This window comes from Pseudomonas sp. BF-B-30, from assembly GCF_019956305.1.
GTDB classification, from domain to species: Bacteria; Pseudomonadota; Gammaproteobacteria; order Pseudomonadales; family Pseudomonadaceae; genus Aquipseudomonas; species Aquipseudomonas jessenii.
Window position 1 is genome coordinate 87,725 of sequence record NZ_JAHBDG010000082.1, and the last position, 21,649, is coordinate 109,373.

The 21,649-nt window shown below is 60.4% G+C and carries 19 protein-coding genes and 2 pseudogenes; 9 read left to right on the forward strand and 12 right to left on the reverse strand.

Annotation, left to right across the window (positions count from 1 at the left end):
* The first annotated feature begins 3 nt into the window (after positions 1-3).
* Positions 4-2,421 carry a DNA topoisomerase (ATP-hydrolyzing) subunit B gene (gyrB, locus tag KGB29_RS27305; RefSeq protein ID WP_102669486.1) on the forward strand — a complete coding sequence of 806 codons (2,418 nt, stop codon included), beginning with the start codon at positions 4-6 and terminating at the stop codon, positions 2,419-2,421.
* A 60-nt stretch (positions 2,422-2,481) separates the two neighbouring features.
* On the opposite strand, the pseudogene KGB29_RS27310 reads toward gyrB, so the two are convergent.
* The 5 genes and pseudogenes from KGB29_RS27310 to glyQ all read right to left on the reverse strand — a co-directional run.
* Positions 2,482-2,664, reverse strand: a pseudogene (locus tag KGB29_RS27310) (helix-turn-helix domain-containing protein); the annotation flags it as partial.
* Positions 2,665-2,945: 281 nt separating this feature from the next.
* Positions 2,946-3,725, reverse strand: a complete 780-nt coding sequence (locus KGB29_RS27315; protein ID WP_057712652.1) for a lysophospholipid acyltransferase family protein — start codon at positions 3,723-3,725, stop codon at positions 2,946-2,948.
* An 83-nt stretch (positions 3,726-3,808) separates the two neighbouring features.
* Positions 3,809-4,348, reverse strand: a complete 540-nt coding sequence (gmhB, locus tag KGB29_RS27320) for a D-glycero-beta-D-manno-heptose 1,7-bisphosphate 7-phosphatase (protein ID WP_167362881.1) — start codon at positions 4,346-4,348, stop codon at positions 3,809-3,811.
* Between the two features lie 4 nt (positions 4,349-4,352).
* The gene (gene glyS, locus KGB29_RS27325; protein ID WP_057712650.1) at positions 4,353-6,407 is read right to left on the reverse strand and encodes a glycine--tRNA ligase subunit beta; all 2,055 of its coding nucleotides are present in this window, start codon (positions 6,405-6,407) and stop codon (positions 4,353-4,355) included.
* Complete coding sequence (gene glyQ, locus KGB29_RS27330; protein ID WP_003187265.1) at positions 6,404-7,357, reverse strand: glycine--tRNA ligase subunit alpha; 954 nt, start codon at positions 7,355-7,357, stop codon at positions 6,404-6,406. Before glyQ ends, glyS begins: the two co-directional genes overlap by 4 nt.
* 81 nt (positions 7,358-7,438) lie before the next feature.
* Between glyQ and tag the strand changes: the two genes are divergently transcribed.
* The 3 genes from tag to KGB29_RS27345 all read left to right on the forward strand — a co-directional run bounded on the left by tag (position 7,439) and on the right by KGB29_RS27345 (position 9,325).
* Positions 7,439-7,996, forward strand: a complete 558-nt coding sequence (gene tag / locus KGB29_RS27335; RefSeq protein ID WP_057712649.1) for a DNA-3-methyladenine glycosylase I — start codon at positions 7,439-7,441, stop codon at positions 7,994-7,996.
* Positions 7,997-8,036: 40 nt separating this feature from the next.
* Positions 8,037-8,924 carry a lysophospholipid acyltransferase gene (locus KGB29_RS27340; RefSeq protein WP_057712648.1) on the forward strand — a complete coding sequence of 296 codons (888 nt, stop codon included), beginning with the start codon at positions 8,037-8,039 and terminating at the stop codon, positions 8,922-8,924.
* A 161-nt stretch (positions 8,925-9,085) separates the two neighbouring features.
* Positions 9,086-9,325, forward strand: coding sequence for a PilZ domain-containing protein (locus KGB29_RS27345; RefSeq protein WP_154909737.1), 240 nt, complete (start codon positions 9,086-9,088; stop codon positions 9,323-9,325).
* 1 nt (position 9,326) lies between these two features.
* Here KGB29_RS27345 and KGB29_RS27350 read toward each other — a convergent pair whose 3' ends face one another.
* The 5 genes from KGB29_RS27350 to def form a co-directional block, all read right to left on the reverse strand.
* Positions 9,327-9,641 carry a tetratricopeptide repeat protein gene (locus KGB29_RS27350; protein ID WP_102669489.1) on the reverse strand — a complete coding sequence of 105 codons (315 nt, stop codon included), beginning with the start codon at positions 9,639-9,641 and terminating at the stop codon, positions 9,327-9,329.
* A gap of 157 nt (positions 9,642-9,798) precedes the next feature.
* On the reverse strand, positions 9,799-11,175 hold the full coding sequence (gene trkA / locus KGB29_RS27355) for a Trk system potassium transporter TrkA (protein WP_057712646.1): 1,377 nt from the start codon (positions 11,173-11,175) through the stop codon (positions 9,799-9,801).
* A gap of 22 nt (positions 11,176-11,197) precedes the next feature.
* The gene (rsmB, locus tag KGB29_RS27360) at positions 11,198-12,508 is read right to left on the reverse strand and encodes a 16S rRNA (cytosine(967)-C(5))-methyltransferase RsmB (RefSeq protein ID WP_090452281.1); all 1,311 of its coding nucleotides are present in this window, start codon (positions 12,506-12,508) and stop codon (positions 11,198-11,200) included.
* Entirely contained in the window at positions 12,505-13,464 is a 960-nt protein-coding gene (fmt, locus tag KGB29_RS27365) for a methionyl-tRNA formyltransferase (RefSeq protein ID WP_154909735.1), read from the reverse strand. Before fmt ends, rsmB begins: the two co-directional genes overlap by 4 nt.
* A 69-nt stretch (positions 13,465-13,533) precedes the next feature.
* Entirely contained in the window at positions 13,534-14,040 is a 507-nt protein-coding gene (gene def / locus KGB29_RS27370) for a peptide deformylase (protein ID WP_150812665.1), read from the reverse strand.
* A 242-nt stretch (positions 14,041-14,282) separates the two neighbouring features.
* Between def and KGB29_RS27375 the strand changes: the two are divergent.
* From KGB29_RS27375 to KGB29_RS27385, 3 genes and pseudogenes are all read left to right on the forward strand, one after another.
* Positions 14,283-15,035: pseudogene (locus KGB29_RS27375) on the forward strand (peptidoglycan-binding protein); the annotation flags it as partial.
* Between the two features lie 81 nt (positions 15,036-15,116).
* Positions 15,117-16,223, forward strand: coding sequence for a DNA-processing protein DprA (gene dprA / locus KGB29_RS27380; RefSeq protein WP_154909731.1), 1,107 nt, complete (start codon positions 15,117-15,119; stop codon positions 16,221-16,223).
* 54 nt (positions 16,224-16,277) lie between these two features.
* On the forward strand, positions 16,278-16,835 hold the full coding sequence (locus KGB29_RS27385) for an L-threonylcarbamoyladenylate synthase (protein ID WP_150812662.1): 558 nt from the start codon (positions 16,278-16,280) through the stop codon (positions 16,833-16,835).
* A gap of 98 nt (positions 16,836-16,933) precedes the next feature.
* Here KGB29_RS27385 and KGB29_RS27390 read toward each other — a convergent pair whose 3' ends face one another.
* Positions 16,934-17,911: an NADPH:quinone reductase gene (locus tag KGB29_RS27390; protein WP_154946667.1), complete on the reverse strand. Its 978-nt coding sequence runs from the start codon at positions 17,909-17,911 to the stop codon at positions 16,934-16,936.
* A gap of 163 nt (positions 17,912-18,074) precedes the next feature.
* Between KGB29_RS27390 and hemF the strand changes: the two genes are divergently transcribed.
* Both hemF and aroE read left to right on the forward strand, forming a co-directional pair.
* Positions 18,075-18,989 carry an oxygen-dependent coproporphyrinogen oxidase gene (gene hemF, locus KGB29_RS27395; RefSeq protein WP_057716534.1) on the forward strand — a complete coding sequence of 305 codons (915 nt, stop codon included), beginning with the start codon at positions 18,075-18,077 and terminating at the stop codon, positions 18,987-18,989.
* A 13-nt stretch (positions 18,990-19,002) separates the two neighbouring features.
* A complete protein-coding gene (gene aroE, locus KGB29_RS27400) occupies positions 19,003-19,824 on the forward strand; it encodes a shikimate dehydrogenase (RefSeq protein WP_090452288.1) in 822 nt (273 codons plus the stop codon).
* Between the two features lie 107 nt (positions 19,825-19,931).
* Here the strand turns inward: aroE and KGB29_RS27405 are convergent, their stop codons facing one another.
* A complete protein-coding gene (locus KGB29_RS27405) occupies positions 19,932-21,500 on the reverse strand; it encodes a SulP family inorganic anion transporter (RefSeq protein ID WP_057712637.1) in 1,569 nt (522 codons plus the stop codon).
* Between the last annotated feature and the right edge of the window lie 149 nt (positions 21,501-21,649).

Genomic DNA, 21,649 nt, shown 5'->3' on the forward strand with positions numbered 1-21,649 from the left:
GCATTGAGCGAAGAAAATACGTACGACTCAACGAGCATTAAAGTGCTGAAAGGCCTGGATGCCGTACGCAAACGTCCCGGTATGTATATTGGCGACACCGACGATGGCAGCGGTCTGCACCACATGGTGTTCGAGGTGGTCGACAACTCGATCGACGAAGCGCTCGCCGGCTACTGCGACGACATCAGCATCATCATCCACCCGGATGAGTCCATCACCGTTCGCGACAACGGCCGTGGCATCCCGGTAGACGTACACAAAGAAGAAGGCGTTTCGGCAGCCGAGGTCATCATGACCGTGCTGCACGCCGGCGGTAAATTCGACGACAACTCCTACAAGGTTTCCGGCGGTCTGCACGGTGTGGGTGTGTCGGTAGTTAACGCCCTGTCGGAAGAGCTCGTCCTGACCGTTCGCCGTAGCGGCAAGATCTGGGAACAGACTTACGTCCACGGTGTTCCGCAAGAGCCGATGAAAATCGTTGGCGACAGCGAAACCACCGGTACACAGATCCACTTCAAGGCTTCCAGCGAAACCTTCAAGAACATCCACTTCAGCTGGGACATCCTGGCCAAGCGGATTCGTGAACTGTCCTTCCTCAACTCCGGTGTCGGTATCGTCCTCAAGGACGAGCGCAGCGGCAAGGAAGAACTGTTCAAATACGAAGGCGGCCTGCGTGCGTTCGTTGAATATCTGAACACCAACAAGACCCCGGTCAACCAGGTGTTCCACTTCAACGTCCAGCGTGAAGACGGCATCGGCGTGGAAATTGCCCTGCAGTGGAACGACAGCTTCAACGAGAACCTGTTGTGCTTCACCAACAACATTCCACAGCGCGACGGCGGTACTCACTTGGTGGGTTTCCGTTCCGCACTGACGCGTAACCTGAACACCTACATCGAAGCAGAAGGCCTGGCGAAGAAGCACAAAGTCGCCACTACCGGTGACGATGCCCGTGAAGGCCTGACCGCGATCATTTCGGTAAAAGTGCCGGATCCGAAGTTCAGCTCCCAGACCAAAGACAAGTTGGTGTCTTCCGAAGTGAAGACCGCGGTCGAACAGGAAATGGGCAAGTACTTCTCCGACTTCCTGCTGGAAAACCCGAACGAAGCCAAGCTGGTCGTCGGCAAGATGATCGACGCGGCCCGTGCCCGTGAAGCGGCACGTAAAGCCCGTGAGATGACCCGCCGCAAAGGTGCGCTGGACATCGCAGGCCTGCCGGGCAAACTGGCCGACTGCCAGGAAAAGGACCCTGCCCTGTCCGAACTGTACCTCGTGGAAGGTGACTCCGCGGGCGGCTCTGCCAAGCAGGGGCGTAACCGCAAGACCCAGGCGATTCTACCCCTCAAGGGTAAAATCCTGAACGTCGAGAAGGCACGCTTCGACAAGATGATCTCTTCCCAGGAAGTGGGCACCTTGATCACTGCGCTGGGCTGCGGCATCGGTCGCGAAGAGTACAACATCGACAAGTTGCGCTATCACAACATCATCATCATGACCGATGCTGACGTCGACGGTTCGCACATCCGTACCCTGCTGCTGACCTTCTTCTTCCGTCAGCTGCCGGAGCTGATCGAGCGTGGCTACATCTACATCGCTCAGCCGCCGCTGTACAAAGTGAAGAAAGGCAAGCAAGAGCAATACATCAAAGACGACGACGCCATGGAAGAGTACATGACGCAGTCGGCCCTGGAAGATGCGAGCCTGCACCTGAACGAGGAGGCACCGGGTATCTCCGGTGAAGCCCTCGAGCGTCTGGTGAATGACTTCCGTCTGGTGATGAAGACCCTCAAGCGTCTGTCGCGCCTGTACCCACAGGAACTGACTGAGCACTTCATCTACCTGCCGGCTGTCAGCATGGATCAGTTGTCCGATCATGCAGCGATGCAGGACTGGCTGGCCCAGTACGAAGTGCGTCTGCGTACTGTCGAGAAGTCGGGTCTGGTCTACAAGGCGAGCCTGCGTGAAGACCGTGAGCGTGGCGTGTGGCTGCCAGAGGTTGAACTGATCTCCCACGGCCTGTCGAACTACGTCACCTTCAACCGCGACTTCTTCGGCAGCAACGACTACAAGACCGTCGTTTCCCTGGGCGCTCAACTGAGCACCCTGCTCGACGATGGCGCGTACATCCAGCGTGGCGAACGCCGTAAGTCGGTCACCGAGTTCAAGGAAGCCCTGGACTGGCTGATGGCCGAAAGCACCAAACGCCACACCATTCAGCGATACAAAGGTCTGGGCGAGATGAACCCGGACCAGCTGTGGGAAACCACCATGGACCCAAGCGTGCGTCGCATGCTGAAAGTGACTATCGAAGACGCCATTGGCGCGGACCAGATCTTCAACACCCTGATGGGTGATGCGGTCGAACCACGTCGTGACTTCATCGAAAGCAATGCCCTGGCGGTGTCCAACCTGGACTTCTGATCCCGGTCGACATCAACGAAAAGGCCAATGCATTTGCATTGGCCTTTTTTTGCCTGCGTTTTACTCGCTCGCCGGTGCCACACTCTCCAACCGATACCCATAAATCGTCAGCAACTGCCAACCGCGATCCGCCGTCAGCCCAAGCTTGTTGCGCAGGCGATAGACGTGAGTATCGAGCGGCCGGGACGAGGACACTTCTTCATGGGGCCAGAATCGTTCGTACAGGTAATCCCGCGACCAGGCGCTGCCCATCGCGCAACTGAAGATCGAACTGTTCAGCCAATACCGACGCTTTTCTTCCGCCCAAGGTATCGATGGCGTGGGGTTGGGATTATCGATGGTCAAAGCCGTTGTGGATGGGTATAAAAAAACCGGCTATATCCGCCGGTTTTTTTACGTCCAAAAAAAACTTATGCACGTTTTTATGGTTTTTATCATTCTAAGAAATATGTAAAAAAATCATAATGTTACGTACAAGAAACGACGCTTTTCAATGAAACGGTACACAGGTTATCCACAGAATCTCAGACAACCACCTGATCGTTTGAAACCGGCGCTTGTGGAGCCGGTGGCAGTGAGCCCATTTCCCGTTGCATCTGCTCGTTCCACGCCTGGACCCGGTCGTTCAATTCAGCAATGGCTCGTGGTCCGGTGCCTGCGGCATACATAGGCTCGCCAATGATCACAGTGATGACGCCCTGCTTCTTCGCCCAACCGGTTTTCGGCCAGAACTTGCCTGCGTTGTGCGCAATCGGCAGCACCGGCAATTCGGCGTTGACCGCCAAGGCACTGCCACCGCGCGAGAACTTTCCGACGGTGCCGAAAGGAACGCGCGTGCCTTCGGGGAAGATCAGCACCCAGACATTGTCCTTGAGCAACTCATCACCTTTTTGAGCCACATGCTTGAGTGCTGCTTTCGGGTTGTCGCGATCGATGGCGATCGGTCGCAGCATGGCCATGGCCCAACCGAAGAACGGCACATAGAGCAACTCACGTTTGAGCACCTGGCTCAGCGGTGAGAAGTAGGCGGAGAGAAAAAACGTCTCCCAGGTACTCTGATGGTTCGATTGAATCACGCACGGCCGTTCAGGTACGTTCTCGGCACCCTTCACTTCGTAGCGAATACCAAGGAACACTTTGCTCAGCCACAGGGCACAACGGCACCAATACACGTTGATGAAGCGATAACGTGCCTTGAAGGGCAGAAACGGCGCGATAAAAAAACTCAGGCTGCACCACAGCAATGAGCTGGTGCCCAGCAGCAGGTAAAAGAGGAAGGTTCTGATGGCCTGCAATATCGACATGGTGACGTTTACCGTTGCGGGAATTGCCCGCCTGTATAAAGCGCACTCCTGATGGGTCCTTTATCAGGAATTTCAGAAGCACTCTAATTGTGGATAAGTTCTGCGGCAATCGCCGCCAGATCGTCAAAAATCAATGTGCCAACCGGAAGGGTCTTGCCCAAAGTCTTTTCGCCTTTCCCGGTCTTTACCAAAACTGGCTGTGAATCGACGGCTTTGGCGGCTTCCAGGTCACCAAGGCTGTCGCCGACGAACCAGAGATCGGTCAGCGACACGTTGTAATGAGCGGCGATGGTTTTCAACATCCCGGGTTTCGGCTTGCGGCAATCGCAGCCTTCGTCCGGCCCATGCGGGCAGTAGACGATCAGGCCGACTTCACCACCCTGCTCCGCCACCAACGCGCGCAAGCGCTCGTGCATGGCATTGAGGGTGGCAAGGTCGTAATAGCCGCGAGCGATGCCCGACTGGTTGGTAGCGACGGCTACCGTCCAGCCAGCCTTGCTCAACTGCGCGATGGCTTCGATCGATCCGGGGAGTGGAATCCACTCCTCCACCGACTTGATGTAAGCGTCGGAGTCGTAATTGATCACTCCGTCCCGATCGAGAATCAGCAGTTTCAACAGCAGTCCCTCAACCCAGCAGCGAAATGTCGGCGACGCCGAGGAACAACCCACGCAGACGTGCCAGCAACGCATAACGGTTGGCGCGGACCTTTGCGTCCTCCGCATTGACCATCACGGCTTCGAAGAACGCATCCACCGGCTCGCGCAAGGCGGCCAGACGCGCCAGCGATTCGCTGTACTGACGGGTCGCAGCCATTGGCTGCACCGCTTGATCCGCTTGCTGGATCGCCGAGTACAGGGAGAACTCGGCGGCGTTGTCGAAGTACTTGGCTTCGACGGTGGTCGGCATGCTGCCTTCGAGTTTGCTCAGCAGGTTCGATACGCGCTTGTTCACCGCGGCCAGTGCAGCGGCTTCCGGCAATTTGCGGAACGCTTCCACCGCTTGTACGCGCTGATCGAAATCCAGGGCCGAACCCGGTTTCAGGGCACGTACCGACAGGTAGGTGGCAACATCCACGCCTTCGTCTTCGTAACGGGCACGCAGACGGTCGAAGATGAACTCCAGCACCGAATCAGCCAGGCCGGCAGCCTTGACCTTGCTGCCGAACGAGTTGACGGCGAAGGCCACGGCGTCGGTCAGGTCGAGGTCGAGCTTCTTGTCGATCAGGATCCGCAGCACGCCGAGCGCGGCACGGCGCAGAGCATACGGGTCTTTGCTACCGGTGGGCAGCATGCCGACACCGAAGATCCCGACCAGGGTGTCGAGCTTGTCGGCGATCGCCACGGCCGCACCGGTCAGGGTGGTCGGCAGTTCAGCGCCGGCACCGCGCGGCATGTATTGCTCATTCAGCGCCAGCGCGACATCTTCCGGCTCGCCATCGTTGAGGGCGTAGTAGTAACCGGCGACACCTTGCATCTCCGGGAACTCACCGACCATCTCGGTCGCCAGATCACACTTGGACAGCAGGCCGGCACGCGCCGCCCATTGAGCGTTACCACCAATGTGTGGAGCGATGAACGCGGCCAGCCTGGATACGCGTTCGGCCTTGTCGTAGACGCTGCCGAGTTTTTCCTGGAACACCACGTTTTGCAGGCGCAGGTTGAAGTCTTCGAGCTTTTGCTTCTTGTCTTGCTTGAAGAAGAACTCTGCGTCGGTCAGGCGTGGGCGAACCACTTTCTCGTTACCGGCGATGATCTGCTGTGGGTCCTTGCTCTCGATGTTGGCCACGGTAATGAAACGTGGCAGCAACTTGCCGTCGGCGTCCAGCAGGCAGAAGTACTTCTGGTTGTCCTGCATGGTGGTGATCAGGGCTTCCTGCGGCACGTCGAGGAAGCGCTCCTCGAACGAGCACACCAGCGGCACCGGCCATTCGACCAGCGCGGTCACTTCATCGAGCAGCGCTGGAGGAACGATTGCCGTGCCTTCCTGACGGGTGGCCAGCTCTTCGGTGCGCTTGCTGATGATCTCGCGACGCTCGTTGGCGTCGGCCAAAACGTAGGCGGCACGCAGGTCGGCCAGGTAGCTGGACGGCGAACCGATGCGCACGTTTTCCGGGTGATGGAAGCGGTGGCCACGGGAATCGCGGCCGGCCTTCTGGGCGAGGATGGTGCAGTCGATGACCTGGTCACCGAGCAGCATCACCAGCCACTGGGTCGGACGAACGAATTCTTCCTTGCGCGCGCCCCAACGCATGCGTTTCGGGATCGGCAGGTCGTTCAGCGAATCTTCGACGATGGTCGGCAGCAGGCTCGCAGTCGCCTTGCCGGCGATGCTCTGGCTGTAGCGCAGTTTCGGGCCGCTCTGATCGATTTCGCTCAGCTCGACGCCGCACTTCTTGGCGAAGCCCAATGCTGCCTGGGTCGGGTTGCCTTCAGCATCGAACGCGGCCTGACGCGGCGGGCCGTCGAGGTTGATGCTGCGATCCGGCTGCTGGGTGGCCAGTGCGGTGATCAGCACGGCCAGGCGGCGCGGAGCGGCATAAACGGTTTTGCTCTCGTAGTTCAGGCCGGCAGCTTGCAGGCCCTTGTCGATACCGGCGAGGAACGCCTCGGCCAGGGTGTTCAGGGCTTTGGGTGGCAGTTCTTCAGTGCCCAGTTCAACCAGAAAATCCAGAGCACTCATTGTGCAGCCTCCAGCTTGGCCAGTACTTCATCACGCAGGTCCGGGGTCGCCATCGGGAAGCCCAGCTTGGCGCGAGCCAGCAGGTAGGCTTGCGCAACGGAACGCGCCAGGGTGCGTACACGCAGGATGTATTGCTGACGCGCGGTCACCGAGATCGCCCGGCGCGCATCCAGCAGGTTGAAGGTGTGGGAAGCCTTCAACACCATTTCGTAGCTCGGCAACGGCAGCGGCTGGTCGAGTTCGATCAGGCGCTTGGCTTCGCTTTCGTAGAAATCGAACAGTTCGAACAGCTTGTCGACATTGGCGTGTTCGAAGTTGTAAGTGGACTGCTCCACTTCGTTCTGGTGGAACACGTCGCCGTAGGTCACTTTGCCGAACGGACCGTCAGCCCACACCAGGTCGTAGACCGAGTCCACGCCTTGCAGGTACATGGCCAGACGTTCGAGACCGTAGGTGATCTCGCCGGTCACCGGGTAGCACTCGATGCCGCCCGCTTGCTGGAAGTAGGTGAACTGGGTCACTTCCATGCCGTTGAGCCAGACTTCCCAGCCCAGACCCCAGGCGCCGAGGGTCGGCGATTCCCAGTTGTCTTCGACGAAGCGAATGTCGTGGACCAGCGGGTCCAGGCCAACGTGCTTGAGAGAGCCCAGGTACAGTTCCTGGAAGTTGTCCGGGTTCGGCTTCAGGACCACCTGGAACTGGTAGTAGTGCTGCAGACGGTTCGGGTTTTCACCGTAACGGCCGTCAGTCGGACGGCGGCTTGGCTGCACGTAGGCGGCGTTCCAGGTTTCCGGGCCGATGGCGCGCAGGAATGTTGCGGTGTGGAAAGTGCCGGCGCCTACTTCCATATCGTAGGGCTGAAGTACCACACAACCTTGCTCGGCCCAGTATTGCTGGAGGGCGAGGATCAAGTCTTGGAAGGTACGCACGGCTGGCGTAGGCTGGCTCACGAAATTCACCTGTTTCTTGGGCTGCGATTTAAAGAGCGGGAGTATACCCGATTCATTGCTGCGCACGCCCCCTGGAGCCTTATGCCACGCTGCTTTTGGTGTTCCGAAGATCCGCTGTACATGGCTTATCACGATCAGGAGTGGGGCACGCCGCTACGGGATGCGCAGGGATTGTTCGAGTTGCTTTTGCTCGAAGGGTTCCAGGCCGGGCTTTCCTGGATCACCGTGCTGCGCAAGCGCGAGCGTTATCGCGAAGTTTTGTTCGGCTTCGACGTGCAGCGCGTGGCGCAGATGAGCGATGCCGAAATCGACGAGCTGATGCTCGATCCCGGCATCATCCGCAACCGACTCAAGCTCAACGCGGCCCGGCGCAATGCCCAGGCCTGGCTGGCGCTGGAGGATCCGGTGGCGTTTCTATGGTCATTCGTCGGCGGCACGCCTGTGATCAATCATTTCAAGGATCGCAGCGAAGTCCCGGCCGTGACGCCGACTGCCGTGGAAATGAGCAAAGGCTTGAAAAAGGCCGGTTTCACGTTCGTCGGGCCGACCATCTGCTACGCGCTGATGCAGGCCTCGGGCATGGTCATGGATCACACCCGCGATTGCGACCGCTACGCGCAGCTGGCGAACGGCGGTTAGAATGGCCGCCTCGCGCACAGCACAAGATCAGGAGTGACCTGTGGATAAGTTTAAAGGCGCCTTGCTGGTAGGCGCTCTGCGGCTGTTTGCCCTGCTTCCGTGGTGGGCCGTGCAGGCCGTGGGCTCGGCGATTGGCTGGGTTATGTGGAAAACCCCGAACCGTTCCCGCGACGTGGTACGGATCAATCTGTCCAAGTGCTTTCCGGACATGGACCCCGCCGAGCGTGAACGCCTGGTGGGCCAGAGCCTGAAAGACATCGGCAAGTCCCTGACCGAGAGTGCCTGCGCCTGGATCTGGCCGGCCCAGCGCTCCATCGACCTGGTGCGCGAAGTCGAAGGCCTCGACGTATTGAAGGACGCCCTTGCCTCCGGCAAAGGCGTGGTCGGCATCACCAGCCACCTGGGCAACTGGGAGGTGCTCAATCACTTCTATTGCAGCCAGTGCAAACCGATCATTTTCTACCGCCCGCCGAAATTGAAGGCAGTGGATGAGTTGCTGCAAAAGCAGCGGGTGCAATTGGGTAACAAGGTCGCCGCTTCCACCAAGGAAGGCATCCTCAGTGTCATCAAGGAAGTGCGCAAAGGTGGTGCAGTGGGCATTCCCGCTGACCCGGAACCGTCCGAATCCGCTGGGATCTTCGTGCCGTTCTTCGCCACTCAGGCACTGACCAGCAAGTTCGTACCGAACATGCTGGCTGGCGGCAAAGCAGTTGGCGTATTCCTGCACGCCCTGCGCCTGCCGGACGGTTCGGGCTATAAAGTGATCCTTGAAGCCGCGCCAGAGGCCATGTACAGCACCGATACGGCAGAATCCTGTGCGGCCATGAGCCAAGTGGTCGAGCGCTATGTGCGGGCGTACCCGAGCCAGTACATGTGGAGCATGAAGCGCTTCAAGAAGCGCCCACCGGGTGAAGAGCGTTGGTACTGACTGACTTGGCACGCTCTGTGGATAACCTGTAGGAGCGAGCTTGCTCGCGATGGACGTTAACGATGATGTGGGCTGCCAGGTTGAACGCGGCACCCTGGCATCCATCGCGAGCAAGCTCGCTCCTGCACGTATCCACAACCGTTCATCAAGGGCGCAAAAAGATGTCCGAACACCGCAAATCATTTCGCATCAAGATCAGCCACGAAAGCATCGGCGATTGCCTGGGCCAGACGCGCAACCTGTCGACCACCGGCGTCTACGTCAAGCATCCGAAACTGTCGACTCTGCCCAAAGGCGCGGTGGTTTACGGTCAGGTGCAGGGCTTACCCACAGGCGCGCCGCGGGTGCGCATGGAAGTGGTGCAGGTGGACGCCGAGGGCATCGGTTTGCGTTATCTCTGAGTCAGTGCGCCTGACGCTCGAGCTTCTTCAGGAACACCGTCATTTCCTTCTCGGCCTGCTTGTCGCCATGGGCGCGAGCGGCTTCCAGGCCTTGCTCCCAGGCTTGGCGCGCGGCCGTAACGTCCGCCAGTGCCAGATGGGCCTTGCCCAGTAGTTTCCACGCCGCCGAATACTTCGGATCGAATTCGACGCAGCGCTGGAAATGCTCCGCCGCCTTGGCGTTTTCCCCCAGATCCAGATAGCCCTTGCCCAGACCGAAGCGTAGCAATGAGTTATCCACACCCTTGGCGAGCATTTTTTCCAGGGATTCGATCATCGGTGGATTCCTTGCCTGAGGCATGTCAGGGGTTGATTTACTGTAGGGGCGAGCTTGCTCGCGATGAACCTGAAAGCGACGCGGGGTGTCTGGTTTCCAGCATTATCGTTGACGACCATCGCGAGCAGGGCTCGCTCCTGCAAAGGCAGGCCCCGGATCAGAAGAAGCTCAGCCCCACATGGAACAACTTCTCTACATCGCGAATATGTTTTTTATCCACAAGGAACAGAATCACATGGTCCCCCGCTTCGATCACGGTGTCGTCGTGGGCGATGATCACCTCTTCGTCGCGGATAATCGCACCGATGGTGGTGCCCGGCGGCAGGCCAATGTTCTCGATGGCCTTGCCGATCACCTTGCTCGATTTCGCATCGCCATGGGCAATCGCCTCGATGGCCTCCGCCGCACCCCGGCGCAGTGAATGCACGCTGACGATGTCGCCCCGGCGCACGTGGGCCAGCAATGTGCCGATGGTCGCCAGTTGCGGGCTGATGGCGATGTCGATGTCGCCGCCCTGGATCAGATCGACATAAGCCGGGTTGTTGATGATGGACATCACCTTCTTCGCGCCCAGGCGCTTGGCCAGCAGCGACGACATGATATTGGCTTCGTCGTCGTTGGTCAGGGCCAGGAAAAGGTCAGCGTCGGCGATGTTCTCTTCCATCAGCAGGTCGCGGTCCGAAGCGCTGCCCTGCAACACCACCGTGCTGTCCAGTGTGTCGGAGAGATGACGGCAGCGTACAGGGTTCATCTCGATGATTTTCACCTGATAACGGCTTTCGATGGCCTCGGCCAGACGCTCGCCAATCTGCCCGCCACCGGCGATGACGATGCGTTTATAGGTTTCGTCGAGACGGCGCATTTCGCTCATCACCGCACGAATGTTCGCCTTGGCGGCGATAAAAAATACTTCGTCGTCGGCTTCGATCACCGTGTCGCCCTGGGGCAGGATCGGCCGGTCACGACGGAAAATCGCCGCAACGCGGGTTTCCACGTTCGGCATGTGTTCACGCAACTGCCGCAGTTGCTGGCCCACCAGCGGCCCGCCGTAGTACGCCCGCACCGCCACCAATTGCGCCTTGCCTTCGGCGAAGTCGATCACCTGCAAGGCACCGGGGTGCTGGATCAGGCGCTTGATGTAGTTGGTGACCACTTGTTCCGGGCTGATCAGCACGTCCACCGGAATCGCTTCGTTCTGGAACAACTGCTCTTCGCGGGTCAGGTACGCGGCTTCGCGAACCCGGGCGATCTTGGTCGGGGTGTGGAACAGGGTATGGGCGACCTGACAGGCGACCATGTTGGTTTCGTCGCTGTTGGTCACCGCGACCAGCATGTCGGCGTCATCGGCTCCAGCCTGGCGCAACACGGTCGGGAATGAGCCACGACCTTGTACCGTGCGGATGTCCAGGCGGTCACCAAGGTCGCGCAGGCGTTCGCCATCGGTGTCGACCACAGTAATATCGTTGGCTTCGCTGGCCAGGTGTTCCGCCAGCGAACCGCCGACTTGCCCTGCACCGAGGATGATGATTTTCATCCAGTCACTCCATTGAATCCATTTAACCGCGCGCGGCGGCGATCTTGATCAGCTTGGCGTAGTAGAAGCCATCGTGGCCACCTTCCTGGGCCAGCAACTGGCGACCATGGGGCTGCTTGATGCCAGCCGCCGTGGCGAGGTCCAGTTCCCGGGCACCCGGCGTGCGGGCGAGGAAGGCTTCGATGACCTCGGTGTTCTCGGTCGGCAGCGTGGAACAGGTGGCGTACAGCAGGATGCCGCCGACCTCCAGGGTTTTCCACATGGCATCGAGCAACTCGCCCTGCAGCAGCGCCAGCGCGACGATGTCGTCGGGTTGGCGGGTCAGTTTGATATCCGGGTGACGACGAATCACACCGGTGGCCGAACATGGCGCGTCCAGCAGGATGCGTTGGAACGGCTTGCCGTCCCACCACGCCTGAGTGTCGCGGCCGTCGGCGGCAATCAGTTCGGCGCTCAGTTTCAGGCGTTCGAGGTTTTCCCGCACCCGCACCAGCCGCTTGGCTTCCAGGTCTACCGCCACGACGCCGGCCAGTTTTGGCTCGGCTTCGAGGATGTGGCAGGTCTTGCCACCTGGTGCACAGCAAGCGTCGAGCACCCGTTGGCCCGGCGCGAGGTCGAGCAGATCGGCAGCCAGTTGCGCGGCTTCGTCCTGCACGCTGATCCAGCCCTCGGCGAAACCCGGCAGGCTGCGCACATCGGCGGCGGCGTCGAGCACGATGCCGTCGCGGCTGTAGACACACGGCGTGGCGGCAATTCCCGCGTCAGTCAGCAAACCGAGGTAGGCATCACGGGTGTGATGGCGACGGTTGACCCGCAGGATCATAGGCGGATGCGCATTGTTCGCCGCGCAAATGGCTTCCCATTGATCTGGCCAGAACGCTTTCAAAGATTTCTGCAGCCAGCGTGGGTGAGCGGTGCGCACCACCGGATCACGTTCCAACTCGGCGAAAATCGTTTCGCTTTCGCGCTGAGCATTACGCAGCACAGCGTTGAGCAGCGCCTTGGCCCAGGGTTTTTTCAGCTTGTCGGCGCAACCGACGGTTTCACCAATGGCGGCATGGGCCGGGACACGGGTGTAGAGCAACTGATAGAGACCTACCAGCAACAGCGCCTCGACATCGGCGTCGGCAGCCTTGAACGGCTTCTGCAGCAGCTTGGCCGCCAACGCCGACAAACGTGGCTGCCAGCGCGCGGTGCCGAACGCCAGGTCCTGGGTAAAGCCGCGATCACGGTCCTCGACCTTGTCCAACTGCGTAGGCAGCGAACTGTTGAGCGAGGCTTTTCCGTTCAGGACGGCAGCGAGTGCCTTGGCGGCGGCCAGACGCGGATTCATTGAGCGTCCGCCACTTGGCCGAGGACAGTGCCGGTGGCGAATTTCTCGCGACGGCTGTTGAACAGATCGCTGAAGTTCAGCGCCTTGCCACCGGGCAATTGCAGACGGGTCAGGCACAAGGCCTGCTCGCCGCACGCGACGATAAGACCGTCCTTGCTGGCGCCGAGGATTTCACCCGGGGCGCCTTTGCCTTCGGCGAGGTTTGCGGCCAGTACTTTCAGGGCTTCGCCGTTCAAGGTGCTGTGGGTAATGGGCCACGGGTTGAAGGCACGGACCAGACGCTCCAGCTCAACCGCCGGGCGACTCCAGTCGATGCGTGCTTCGTCCTTGTTCAATTTGTGCGCATAGGTAGCGAGGCTGTCGTCCTGCACTTCGCCCTCCAGGGTTCCGTCGGCGAGGCCGGCAATCGCCTGGACTACAGCCGGCGGGCCCATTTCGGCCAGGCGATCGTGCAGGCTGCCGCCGGTATCTTCGGCGCTGATCGGCGTGGCGACTTTCAGCAACATCGGCCCGGTGTCGAGGCCGGCTTCCATGCGCATCACGGTCACGCCACTTTCGGCGTCGCCCGCCTCCACGGCGCGCTGGATCGGTGCCGCACCACGCCAGCGTGGCAGCAGTGAGGCGTGGCTGTTGATGCAACCCAGGCGCGGAATATCCAGCACCACTTGCGGCAGGATCAGGCCGTAGGCGACCACCACCATCAAGTCCGGCTTCAGTGCAGCCAGTTCAGCCTGAGCATCTTCGTTGCGCAGAGTGGGCGGTTGCAGCACCGGGATATTGTTCTCCAGAGCAAGCTGCTTGACCGGGCTCGGCATCAGTTTTTGCCCGCGACCGGCCGGACGATCCGGTTGGGTGTAGACCGCAACGATCTCGTAAGGGCTGTCGAGCAGGGCCTTGAGATGTTCGGCGGCGAATTCGGGGGTGCCGGCAAAGACGATGCGCAGTGGCTCAGTCATGGGTGTTCTCTATTGCAAAGCATCTTGAAAAGAAAAAGGCTTGCCGCGGCAAGCCTTTGAAGGAGGGCATCAAGCGTTTTGGCGATGCTGTTTTTCCAGCTTCTTCTTGATGCGGTCGCGTTTGAGCGTCGACAGGTAATCGACGAACAATTTGCCGTTGAGGTGGTCGCATTCATGCTGGATGCACACCGCGAGCAGGCCTTCGGCGATCAGTTCGTAGGGTTGGCCATCGCGGTCCAGCGCCTTGACCTTGACCCTTTGCGGGCGATCGACGTTTTCATAGAAGCCGGGTACCGAAAGGCAGCCTTCCTGGTATTGCTCCATCTCGTCGGTCAGGGGTTCGAACTCGGGGTTGATGAACACTCGCGGTTCGGTGCGGTCTTCGGAGAGGTCCATCACGACGATACGTTTGTGCACGTTGACCTGGGTAGCGGCGAGGCCGATGCCAGGCGCTTCATACATTGTTTCAAACATGTCGTCGACCAACTGACGCACTTCGTCGTCCACTACGGCCACTGGCTTGGCGATAGTGCGCAGACGCGGATCAGGGAATTCGAGGATGTTTAAAATGGCCATAAGCTTGATAAGTGCACGTGTGAAGTAAGGTCGGGTCGATGGCCTGGCGGTCCGAAGAGGCAGGCTACCGTTGTAAAACGTAGCTCCCTTTTGTTGACAAGCAAGCCGGGAGCGAGCCACTGACGGCTCTGGCGTTTCACGCGAATGCACATAATAAAGGGATTCACCGCATGAGGAAATCACTACTCGCCCTGCTGCTCCTGGCTTCGGTAGGTTGGGCGTACGGGCAAGGGCAGCTTCGGGAAGAGATTCCCACCATAAAGCTGTCGCCTCAGGTTCGCAGCAGCCCGGTGACCGAGGCTATCCCCAGCATTGCTCTGAAGTCGATCAACAGCTTTCTGCTGAGCAACCGCATCGTCGACAAGGCCGAGGAATTCGACAAGGCGCCTTACATCGTCGCTGGTGATTCCGAACGGGTGCTCAGCGGCGCGGGTGACCGCATCTTTGCCCGCGGCCATTTCGATCCGGCGCAACCGGCGTACGGTATCTTCCGCCAAGGCAAGGTCTACACCGATCCGCAGAGCAAGGAAATTCTGGGGATCAACGCCGACGATATCGGCGGCGGCGATGTCGTGGCCATCGAAGGTGACGTTGCCACCCTGGAGTTGCTGCGCACGACTCAGGAGGTCCGCCTCGGCGATCGCTTGTTCAGCGGTGAAGAGCGCGCGATCAACTCGACCTTCACGCCCAGCGCACCGAGCCACGAAATCAACGGTTTGATCATCGATGTACCGCGTGGGGTCACGCAGATTGGCGAGTTGGATGTGGTAACGCTGAACAAGGGTCAGCGCGACGGTCTGGCCGAAGGCAATCTGCTGGCGGTAATGAAAACCGGTGAAACCGTAAGGGACCGGATCACTGGCCAGCCATTGAAAATTCCTGATGAGCGCGCCGGTTTGCTGATGGTTTTCCGTACCTACGACAAACTCAGTTATGGGCTGGTGCTCAGCGCCTCGCGCTCACTGTCGGTGATGGACAAGGTACGAAATCCGTAAGAGTGCTTCACAAGTTACCAACAGAGTTATCCACAGCTTATTCCCGTTTGTACGGGTGCTCATAACGATCAAGGATGATCCATGTCGATGCCTACTGTTACACCGGTTTCCCCCGCGGAACTGGAAGCTCGATTACGTCTGCACCGTTTGCCGGAACTCGGTCCTGCGCGTTTCAAGAAACTGCTCGAAGCCTTCGGTTCGGCATCCAAAGCCATCAGCGCGCCAGCCAGTGCCTGGCGCGCGCTGGGTTTGCCACTGGCCTGTTCCGAGACCAGGCGTAGCACTGAGATCCGTGACGGCGCCAGTCATGCATTGGCCTGGCTGGAGCGCCCGGCCCAGCATTTACTGATGTGGGACCAACCGGACTACCCGGCACTGCTGGCACAAATCAGCGATGCGCCACCGCTGTTATTTGTCGCGGGCGATCCGGGCATTCTGGAAAAACCACAACTGGCGATGGTCGGCAGCCGTCGCGCTTCCCGGCCAGGAATGGACACCGCTGCCGCGTTTTCCCGCAGCCTGGCGGGTGCCGGTTTTGTCATTACCAGCGGCCTGGCCCTGGGTATTGACGCCGCCGCGCACCAGGCCGCGCTCGACGTCGGCGGGCAAACGGTCGGTGTGCTCGGCACGGGGCTCGAGAAGTTTTATCCACAGCGAAATAGACGCCTGGCGGACGCCATGATCGCTTCGGGCAGCGCAGTGCTTTCGGAGTTTCCGCTGGATGCAGGTCCCAGCGCCAGCAACTTCCCACGGCGCAATCGCATTATCAGTGGTTTGTCCCTCGGAGTGCTGGTGGTCGAAGCCAGTGTCGCCAGCGGTTCACTGATCACCGCGAGGCTGGCGGCGGAACAGGGGCGCGAGGTGTTTGCGATGCCCGGGTCGATCCATCACCCTGGCGCCCGCGGCTGTCATCAGTTGATTCGGGACGGTGCGGTGCTGGTGGAAACCATCGAACATATCCTCGAAGCCTTGCGCGGTTGGCAACGACTGTCGTTATCCACAGAAACCTGCCCCCCTGCGACGACTCACCCACTGCTGAAACTGCTGCATGCCGCGCCTCACACCAGTGAAGCGCTGGCCGACGCAAGCGGCTGGGCCTTGCCGAAAGTGCTGGCGGCGTTGACGGAACTGGAAATGGATGGCCGCGCCGTGTGCGAAAACGGGCGCTGGTTTGCACGGGTGAGCTAGGTTTTATAAACAAGATCGGTAAACTGCGCAGAGCCTTAGTCTGGAGTGTTTTTCATGGTCAACAGTTGGCGTGTGCAACAAGCCGCGCAAGCAATTCGCGCCGGGGCGGTGATTGCCTACCCAACCGAAGCAGTCTGGGGCCTGGGTTGCGACCCGTGGGACATCGATGCGGTGGAACGTCTGCTGCTGATCAAGGGCCGCTCTGTGGAAAAGGGGCTGATTCTGGTCGCCGACAACATCCGTCAGTTCGATTTCCTCTTCGAAGACTTCCCCGAGTTGTGGATGGACCGCATGGCCAGTACCTGGCCGGGTCCGAACACCTGGTTGGTGCCGCACCAGAACCTGCTGCCGGAGTGGATTACCGGCGTGCATGAAACCGTGGCGCTGCGGGTCAGCGATCACCCGCTGGTGCGGGATTTGTGCGCGCTGGTCGGGCCGCTGGTGTCGACGTCGGCCAATCCGCAGGGGCGCCCGGCGGCACGTACGCGGATTCGCGTCGAACAGTATTTCCGTGGCCAGGTGGATCTGGTGCTGGGCGGAAACCTGGGCGGACGCAAGAACCCCAGCGTGATTCGCGATCTGGCGACCGGAAAGGTTGTGCGCCCCGATTGAGACCGAGTTGACCCCTTCGCGAGCAAGCCCGCTCCCACAGGGGATTTGTATTCGACACAGAAACCCTGTGGGAGCGAGCTTGCTCGCGATGGCGTCAGTCAGGGCAACAAAACAACCGAGCCCGTCGTGCGCCGCGCCGACAACTCGGTCTGCGCCTTCGCCGCGTCAGCCAGTGGATAACGCTGGCTGATGTCCACGGTCAGCTTGCCGCCGATGATCATCTCGAACAATTCATCGGCCATGCGTTGCAGGTTTTCGGCGTTGTTCGCATAAGTGCCCAGGGTTGGCCGGGTCACGTACAGCGAGCCTTTCCCCGCCAGGATCCCCAGGTTCACGCCGTCGACCGCGCCGGACGCATTGCCGAAACTCACCACCAGCCCACGCGGCGCGACGCTGTCGAGTGAAGTCAGCCAGGTGTCCTTGCCAACGCCGTCGTACACCACCGGGACTTTTTTGCCGTCGGTCAATTCCAGCACACGTTGCGCGACATTTTCATGGCTGTAATCGATGGTCGCCCAGGCACCGTTGGCCTTGGCCAGCGCGGCTTTCTCCGCCGAGCTGACAGTGCCGATCAGCTTCACGCCCAAGGCCTTGGCCCATTGGCAGGCCAGGGAACCGACCCCACCGGCCGCGGCATGGAACAGGATGGTTTCGCCACCCTTGAGTTCATAAGTCTGACGCAGCAGGTATTGCACGGTCAGGCCCTTGAGCATGACGCCAGCGGCCTGTTCGAAGCTGATGGCGTCCGGCAGTTTCACCAGATTGGCTTCGGGTAAGACGTGAATATCGCTGTAGGCGCCCAGCGGCCCGCTGCCATAGGCCACGCGATCGCCGATCTTGAAGCGGATCACGTCGCTGCCCACTGCCTCGACCACGCCCGCACCCTCTGAACCGACGCCCGACGGCAGGGACGGCGGTGGATACAAACCGCTGCGGTAGTAGGTGTCGATGAAGTTCAGGCCGATGGCCTTGTTGGTCACGCGTACTTCCTTCGGACCTGGCTCGGCGGGTTGGTAATCCACATATTCGAGCACTTCGGGGCCGCCATGGGCGCGGAACTGGATACGCTTTGCCATCAGAACTCTCCATAGGTCGTTTTACCAAGCTCCCTATCGGACTCCTAAGCTTGATCTTCGTCAACTGCGGCGGGGTGACTTGCGATGGTATGCTACGCGCCCATTTGCGCAGGCTGAGCTCCAATGGAGCGCCGCGTTGTTTTGCCCGATTCAAGGTGATGACATGACGACCCGCACCGAGGCCGTAAAAGCCTACCTGCTCGACCTGCAAGACCGTATTTGCGCCGCCCTGGAAGCCGAAGACGGTGGCACGCAATTCGTCGAAGACGCCTGGACCAGGCCGGCGGGCGGTGGCGGTCGCACCCGTGTGATAGAAAACGGCGCGGTGATTGAAAAGGGTGGCGTCAACTTTTCCCATGTCTTCGGCAGTGGTCTTCCACCGTCTGCCAGCGCCCATCGACCGGAACTGGCCGGCCGCGGCTTCGAAGCCCTCGGCGTGTCGCTGGTCATCCACCCGCACAACCCGCATGTGCCGACTTCCCACGCCAACGTGCGTTTTTTCATCGCCGAAAAAGAAGGTGAAGAGCCGGTCTGGTGGTTCGGTGGCGGCTTCGACCTGACCCCGTATTACGGCAACGAAGAAGACTGCATCCACTGGCACCGCGTGGCCGAGCAGGCCTGCGCGCCGTTCGGCCCGGACGTCTACCCGCGTTACAAGGCCTGGTGCGACAGCTACTTCCACATCAAGCATCGTCACGAGCCGCGTGGCATCGGCGGCCTGTTTTTCGACGACCTGAACGAGTGGGACTTCGACACCAGCTTCGCCTTCATGCGTGCTATCGGTGACGCGTACATCGACGCTTACCTGCCCATCGTGCAGCGCCGCAAGAACGATGCGTTCACCGCCAAGCAGCGTGAGTTCCAGGAGTTCCGCCGTGGCCGCTACGTTGAATTCAACCTGGTCTACGACCGTGGCACGTTGTTCGGCCTGCAATCGGGTGGGCGTACCGAGTCGATCTTGATGTCGCTGCCGCCGCAAGTGCGCTGGGGCTACGACTGGAAAGCCGAGCCTGGCAGTGAAGAAGCGCGTCTGACCGAGTACTTCCTGCAAGACCGCGATTGGTTGGCCGAAGCCTGAACGAGGAATCCTGATGGACCGTTATGTCGTATTCGGTAACCCGATTGGCCACAGCAAGTCGCCGCTGATCCATCGGCTGTTCGCCGAGCAGACCGCGCAGAAACTGGATTACAACACGCTGCTGGCGCCACTCGACGACTTTTCCACCTGTGCCCGGCGGTTTTTCCTCGAAGGACGCGGCGCCAACGTGACGGTGCCGTTCAAGGAAGAAGCCTATCGGCTGGCGAACAGCCTGACGGCGCGGGCACAACGGGCCGGAGCGGTGAACACCCTGAGCAAACTGGCCGATGGCAGTCTGCTGGGCGACAACACCGACGGTGCCGGGCTGGTGCGGGACCTGACGGTCAACGCCGGGTTCAGCCTCAAGGGCAAACGCATCCTGCTGCTCGGTGCTGGCGGTGCGGTGCGCGGTGCTTTGGAGCCATTGCTGGCCGAGCAACCGGCATCGGTGATCATCGCCAACCGCACGGTGGACAAGGCCGAGCTGCTGGCGGAACTGTTCTGCGATCTGGGGCCGATCTCGGCCAGCGGCTACGACTGGTTGCAGGAGTCGGTGGACTTGATCATCAACGCGACCTCGGCGAGCCTGACCGGTGATGTGCCGCCTATTGCCCCCAGTTTGATTGAGCCTGGCAAAACGGTGTGCTACGACATGATGTACGGCAAGGAACCGACCTCGTTCTGCCGCTGGGCCAGCGAACACGGGGCGGCGGTGTCGATGGATGGTTTGGGCATGCTAGCCGAGCAAGCGGCGGAAGCATTCTTCCTGTGGCGCGGCGTGCGCCCGGATACGGCGCCGGTGCTGGCTGAGTTGCGTCGACAGTTGGCCTTGTAACCTACTGTAGGAGCGAGCTTGCTCGCGAAAAACCTGAGGGCATCTGTTTTTGCGCGTAATCGTTCACGACCTTCGCGAGCTAGCTCGCTCCTACAGTGAGTGGTATTTCAGTCCTCAAACCGGATCGGGCATTTCTCCGCCCCTTCCAGCTTCCTCAACTCTTCCACCACCTGCGGTCGGGCCCGGCGCAAGGTGAGGCTGCGATCTTGACGCAGTAGCCGCCGCGCTTCCTGGTGCAGCATTTCCACCCCAGAGTAATCGATGAAGTTGATCTGCTGCGCCTCGATCACCACGCGCGCGCCGTGCATGCGTTGCAGGCGTACTTGCAGGTAATGGCTGGCGCCGAAAAAAATCGAGCCCCCCACCCGCAGAATGTCTTCCTCGCCATCTCGCACATGCTGCACCCGTGGTTGCGATGTGCGTTTGAGGTAGAAAAAAAGCGAGGCCAACACGCCGGCGTAGATCGCCGTCTGCAACTCCAGCAGCAGCGTGGCGACGCAGGTCAGCGCCATGACCACAAATTCGGCGCGGCTGACCCGCAACAACGCGCGAATGCCGCGATGGTCCACCAGTCCCCAGGCGATCAACAGAATGCTGCCGGCCATGGCTGGAATCGGGATGTGCGCGATCAGGCTAGCGCCGAATATCGCAAACAGCGCCACCCACAATGCCGAAAAAATCCCGGCCAGCGGCGAACAGGCCCCCGCTTCGTAGCTCAGGCCTGAGCGAGTGAAGGAGCCGGCCGACAGCGATCCGGAAAAAAACGCACCGACGATGTTCGACAAGCCCTGGGCGCGGACTTCCTGATTCGCGTCGAGTAATTGCTGCGAACGTGCCGAGATCGAGCGGGCGATCGACAGGCTGGTTACTAGCCCGAGCATACCGACCGCCACCGCGCTGGGCAGCAGGCGCAGGATCAGATCAAGGTCCAGGGGCAACGGACTGAAGGGCGGCAGTTTGCCGGTGAAGGCGCTTACCAGTTGCACATGGCCGAACATTGATGGCCAGAGCCAAACCAGCAAGCCGCCGAGAATCAGGGTGATCAAGAGCGTCGGCCAGCGTGGCAGCAGCAGTTTGAGGATCACGCCGACCACCACGGTCGCCAGACCCAGCGCCAGCGAAGGTTTGTCCATTTCGCCGAGATGGCGCAACAACGTGATGAAACTATCCAGCGCGGTGGCCTGGCTGGGCAAGTCCAGCCCCAGCAGGTTAGGCAATTGACCGATGGCAATCACAACGGCAGCACCCAGGGTGAAGCCGAGTACCACCGAGTGCGAGACGAAATTCACCAGCGCGCCGAACCGCAGCAAACCCAGCAGCCACTGAAAGATGCCGGCAAGAAACGTCAGCAACAGGATCAGCATGACGTAGTCCTGCGACGCTGGAACGGCCAGAGGACTGACACTGGCATACAGGACAATGGAGATGGCGGCCGTAGGACCGCAGATCAAATGCCACGACGAACCCCAGAGGCAGGCGATCAGAACGGGGATGATTGCGGCGTACAGGCCGTATTCCGGTGGCAGGCCGGCGATCAGTGCGTAGGCAATGGATTGCGGCAACGCGAGGATCGCGCCGCTGAGGCCGACGATCAGGTCGCGCCCGACACTGGCGCGGGTTTGCCGGGGTAGCCAGGTGAGGAAAGGGAAGAGTGAATGGCGGCTGGGAAGGGCCATGGGTCCTCTCGGGTGGGGATTTTGCGCAAGGGTAGCAGGACAAGGCGATCATTGTGGCGAGGGGGCTCGCCCCCGTTGGACGGCGCAGCCGTCCCAAAACCATTGAATGTGGTTTATCAGGTAGACCGCATTCAATGGTTTTACGATCG

Coding starts and splice junctions, on each gene's coding strand:
- KGB29_RS27315 (WP_057712652.1), bottom strand. CDS start 3,725: ATGTCGATATTGCAGGCCATCAGAACCTTCCTCTTTTACCTGCTGCTG.
- glyS (WP_057712650.1), bottom strand. CDS start 6,407: ATGAGTGCTCTGGATTTTCTGGTTGAACTGGGCACTGAAGAACTGCCA.
- tag (WP_057712649.1), top strand. CDS start 7,439: ATGCCACGCTGCTTTTGGTGTTCCGAAGATCCGCTGTACATGGCTTAT.
- KGB29_RS27345 (WP_154909737.1), top strand. CDS start 9,086: ATGTCCGAACACCGCAAATCATTTCGCATCAAGATCAGCCACGAAAGC.
- KGB29_RS27350 (WP_102669489.1), bottom strand. CDS start 9,641: ATGATCGAATCCCTGGAAAAAATGCTCGCCAAGGGTGTGGATAACTCA.
- trkA (WP_057712646.1), bottom strand. CDS start 11,175: ATGAAAATCATCATCCTCGGTGCAGGGCAAGTCGGCGGTTCGCTGGCG.
- rsmB (WP_090452281.1), bottom strand. CDS start 12,508: ATGAATCCGCGTCTGGCCGCCGCCAAGGCACTCGCTGCCGTCCTGAAC.
- fmt (WP_154909735.1), bottom strand. CDS start 13,464: ATGACTGAGCCACTGCGCATCGTCTTTGCCGGCACCCCCGAATTCGCC.
- def (WP_150812665.1), bottom strand. CDS start 14,040: ATGGCCATTTTAAACATCCTCGAATTCCCTGATCCGCGTCTGCGCACT.
- dprA (WP_154909731.1), top strand. CDS start 15,117: ATGTCGATGCCTACTGTTACACCGGTTTCCCCCGCGGAACTGGAAGCT.
- KGB29_RS27385 (WP_150812662.1), top strand. CDS start 16,278: ATGGTCAACAGTTGGCGTGTGCAACAAGCCGCGCAAGCAATTCGCGCC.
- KGB29_RS27390 (WP_154946667.1), bottom strand. CDS start 17,911: ATGGCAAAGCGTATCCAGTTCCGCGCCCATGGCGGCCCCGAAGTGCTC.
- hemF (WP_057716534.1), top strand. CDS start 18,075: ATGACGACCCGCACCGAGGCCGTAAAAGCCTACCTGCTCGACCTGCAA.
- aroE (WP_090452288.1), top strand. CDS start 19,003: ATGGACCGTTATGTCGTATTCGGTAACCCGATTGGCCACAGCAAGTCG.
- KGB29_RS27405 (WP_057712637.1), bottom strand. CDS start 21,500: ATGGCCCTTCCCAGCCGCCATTCACTCTTCCCTTTCCTCACCTGGCTA.